At 54.0% G+C, this 3,447-nt stretch carries 4 protein-coding genes; all 4 read left to right on the forward strand.

Annotated features, from left to right (window positions below):
* Nucleotides 1-391 precede the first annotated feature (391 nt).
* The 4 genes from Q8O80_RS18255 (at nucleotide 392) to Q8O80_RS18270 (ending at nucleotide 3,315) form a co-directional block, all read left to right on the forward strand.
* Nucleotides 392-760: an SHOCT domain-containing protein gene (locus Q8O80_RS18255; RefSeq protein ID WP_305581908.1), complete on the forward strand. Its 369-nt coding sequence runs from the start codon at nucleotides 392-394 to the stop codon at nucleotides 758-760.
* Nucleotides 761-762: 2 nt separating this feature from the next.
* Entirely contained in the window at nucleotides 763-2,268 is a 1,506-nt protein-coding gene (locus tag Q8O80_RS18260; RefSeq protein WP_305581910.1) for a multicopper oxidase domain-containing protein, read from the forward strand.
* A gap of 340 nt (nucleotides 2,269-2,608) precedes the next feature.
* Complete coding sequence (locus Q8O80_RS18265; RefSeq protein WP_305581912.1) at nucleotides 2,609-2,998, forward strand: hypothetical protein; 390 nt, start codon at nucleotides 2,609-2,611, stop codon at nucleotides 2,996-2,998.
* Nucleotides 2,999-3,087: 89 nt separating this feature from the next.
* A complete protein-coding gene (locus tag Q8O80_RS18270) occupies nucleotides 3,088-3,315 on the forward strand; it encodes a hypothetical protein (RefSeq protein ID WP_305581914.1) in 228 nt (75 codons plus the stop codon).
* The last annotated feature ends 132 nt before the right edge of the window (nucleotides 3,316-3,447 follow it).

The following is a 3,447-nucleotide window of genomic DNA, read 5'->3' on the forward strand; positions in this document are numbered from 1 at the left end:
GTGATCCCATGCATATGTGTTCAAATACATCAATCCATATATGGCGATCGTCGAAACCGTGATCATCAGCAAAAAGCGAACGTAGGACATTCTTGAGTCCTGAAATTGAACATCAGTGTTCGTTTAACAACCTTCCAACTCGGGAAGTTTCCATAAGTTTATGAATTATTATGCCAAGCTTTTAAGGTCGACAATGTAATTATGAAATTTCTCAATCGTTTATAATAGTAAAAACATAATCAATCACAATTGAGCCTCGTTGGAGATATACAGAGAAATCTTAACGAAATTCAAGCGCCAGTGAACATTGATAGAGATCAATGTCATTCGACTCTGACGTCGGTATCTTAAACTGGTTTGGGCGTTTGGCCCCTACCTATGGAGACGTGAAATGAGTAAGAAGCTGTTCTCACAACTTACCAAAATTGTAGCTTTGGTTCCGCTTTCGGCGACGGCTGCCCTTGCACAGGTCGGTGAAATACCCGGAGGCAACGCTCCGTTCCAGTATGGTCGTGGAATGATGTGGGGAGGTGATCAATGGGGAGGGTTTGGCATGGTTCTCGGACCGATTTTCATGATCCTGGTGCTTGTCGGGATCGTCGCTGCCGTTATCTATGTCATGAGGCACATGGGTTCCGGTTTTGTGCCAGGTGCTGGTCAATCTTCCAGTCGCGCCCATGATATCCTTAAGGAGCGATATGCGCGTGGCGAGATCGATTCTAAGGAATTTGATGAGCGAAGGAAATTGCTCGGCGACTAGGCATGCCGCACCGTCGTTTCGACCGTGAACGTTCCGGTTTTCGGTCGGGTAACTTCATGCTGCTTCCATTCGCTCCCACTGCCGAGAAAACGAAAGATCAAAGGTACAACATGAATCGACGTGATTTCCTGACCTCTGCCGCGAGAGCCTTTGTTGTTGCAGGTGGGGGATCAGCATGGGCGGGCAGTGTCTTCGCCGCGGAAACTCCGCCACGGCTCGCGATGCCCCCGATCATCGACACCCGCGCCAGTGGTAAGCTTGCCATGACCGCCAAGGTAGGGAGCAGCAGTTTTCTGGGCGGGCCTGCGGTGCCGACGGCGGGCTACAATCAGAGCTATCTGGGTCCCACCGTGATCATGCAGAACGGCCCGCTGGCTGCGGAAATCGGCAACACTCTGGACGAACCGGTGAGTGTGCACTGGCATGGGATGAAGGTTAAGGGCGACCATGACGGAGGTCCGCATCAGCCGGTGCATCCAGGCAAAATCTGGAAGCCAGACATGCAGGTGAATCAGGATCCCTCGACCATCTGGTATCACTCTCATATTCACGGACGCACGGCGCAACAGGTTTACAACGGCTTGGCCGGCGTCATACACATCACTGACGGCAGGGATGACGATCGAGGCCTGCCATCGGCCTATGGCATTGATGACCTCACGCTCGTCCTGCAGGATCGCAGCTTCGATCGCAACGGTCGCATGGTTTATGAACCTTCGATGATGGACCGGATGCACGGGTTTCATGGCAACCGGATGCTCATTAACGGTCAATCGGGGGCGGTCGCGGCGGTTCCCAATGGGATTGTGCGGCTGCGCCTGCTCAATGGGTCGAACGCGCGCATCTACAATCTGTTCTTCAGCGACGGCCGCCCCTTACATCTGGCGGCAACCGATGGCGGTTACCTGCCGCAACTCGTCGCGCTCGATGTGCTCCAATTGGCCCCGGGAGAGCGAGCAGAAATTCTCGTGGATTTCTCGGGTGCTAACGCGCCGGTGCTGATGAGCGATCCCAATCAGGCCTATGGTGTGCTCGAATTTGCACTGGATGAAACGTTGCCCGCTCGGATAACAAGCCTTCCAGACAAGATTGGCAGTCCGCTTGAAGAATTGGTTGGGTTGGACACACAGACGCGTATGATTTCTCTGGACATGGGAATGGGCATGATGATGGGCGGCGGCGGTTTTGCCATCAATGGCCAGCCCTTCGATATGGATCGCATTGATTTGAAAGTTGCATTAGGCTCGGTGGAACGCTGGATTATACGCAGTTCCATGGTCGCGCACCCTTTCCATATACACGGCGTCCAGTTCCGTGTCCTCAGTGAGGACGGATTGCCGCCGCGTCCCGAATGCACGGGATGGAAGGATACAGTTCTCGTGCCCGGCGAGACCGAAATCCTCGCTCGGTTCGAACATCCGGCCGACAAGGAAAATGCTTTCATGTTCCACTGCCACATTCTCGAACACGAGGATGCGGGAATGATGGGTCAGTTCACAGTTAGCTGAGGCGCACTCGCCTGACTTCGAGAGGCACGAGCGCTCGTGCCCGATATTGCCGAATGCGATCGCGGTACACGTTATCGCAACTGCCGTTCGGTGCCTCCGCCCCATGCGCCAGGCTATTGGTCGGTTGTCTTGACCCGTCGCTCGCGTCATGGGATTCCTGCTATGTAGCCGTCCGCTCGGAGGAGAGTGTCACAGAAAAGCCTGCATCCTGAAGCCAACTTCTCTCGACGGAAAAACCGCTACGATGAGGCGAAAAGGTCTCCAACGGTTAAGAGATCGTTAACAAAATAAATCAATTCAAGCACTTGAAGTTGGGGCGGTTTAAATCTAGGCAATGGACATGAGTGTGATGTATCGAATCATTTGCAGGAAGCTGCTGGTTCTTATCAGGTTGGCGATCATCGCATCGCTGGCCGGCTACTCATTGTCAAATGCCGCAACGGCCATGCACAGCGCTACATCTGCCGACAATCAAGCAAGTTTATCCCAGGCGATGGATCAGCCGGCTATCCAGACTGCATTGCATCACGATCATGATGATGAATCGACTGGCAACGACGGTTCGAGGCTCGTAAAGCAGGAATGCTGCAGTGATGTCTGCGCAAGCTTCACGCTCGTGACATTTCAGGATTCCTCGATCAAACCTGCGGTGTTGGCTATCCGTGAATTTGTCGACGAAGACTTCATTTTCGGCGAATTCCCCGGCCTTCACCGCCCACCCAGAATCTGAGTAGGAATGCCCGTTCTGCGGGTCTGATCGTGCGCATTTGAGCATGGATTGCTTATTGCGTCGCTGATATCTCCTACTCGGATCACACCATGAAACTCTCATTTCTGGTGGCCGCAGTGCCGCTCATTGCGGGCGGATGCGCAGCCACATTGCCTCCTGAAGTCATTGCTTCGGGCGACCTCACCGCGACCACGGCGACTGCTCGCCCCATCCACTATCACAGTCCCGTCGTGGACTATACGCACCGCATCCCGGTCGATCCAAAACCGTGGCGAAACCAGAATGATGCTCAGGCCCCGCAGGGAGCTGAGTCATGATGACACACAATATCAAACTGGCTGCGGCGCTGGCGTTACCATTGTTTCTGACGGGGTGTGTTTCTGCGGTCGATTATTCGGCTGCCAATGCTGGCTTTGCTTCCGTCTCCGGAAAGGCGATGGCCGCGACGG

The organism is Devosia sp. (assembly GCF_030689745.1).
In the GTDB taxonomy this organism is placed as follows: Bacteria; Pseudomonadota; Alphaproteobacteria; order Rhizobiales; family Devosiaceae; genus Devosia; species Devosia alba.

Coding starts and splice junctions, on each gene's coding strand:
- Q8O80_RS18260 (WP_305581910.1), top strand. CDS start 763: ATGCCGCACCGTCGTTTCGACCGTGAACGTTCCGGTTTTCGGTCGGGT.
- Q8O80_RS18255 (WP_305581908.1), top strand. CDS start 392: ATGAGTAAGAAGCTGTTCTCACAACTTACCAAAATTGTAGCTTTGGTT.
- Q8O80_RS18265 (WP_305581912.1), top strand. CDS start 2,609: ATGAGTGTGATGTATCGAATCATTTGCAGGAAGCTGCTGGTTCTTATC.
- Q8O80_RS18270 (WP_305581914.1), top strand. CDS start 3,088: ATGAAACTCTCATTTCTGGTGGCCGCAGTGCCGCTCATTGCGGGCGGA.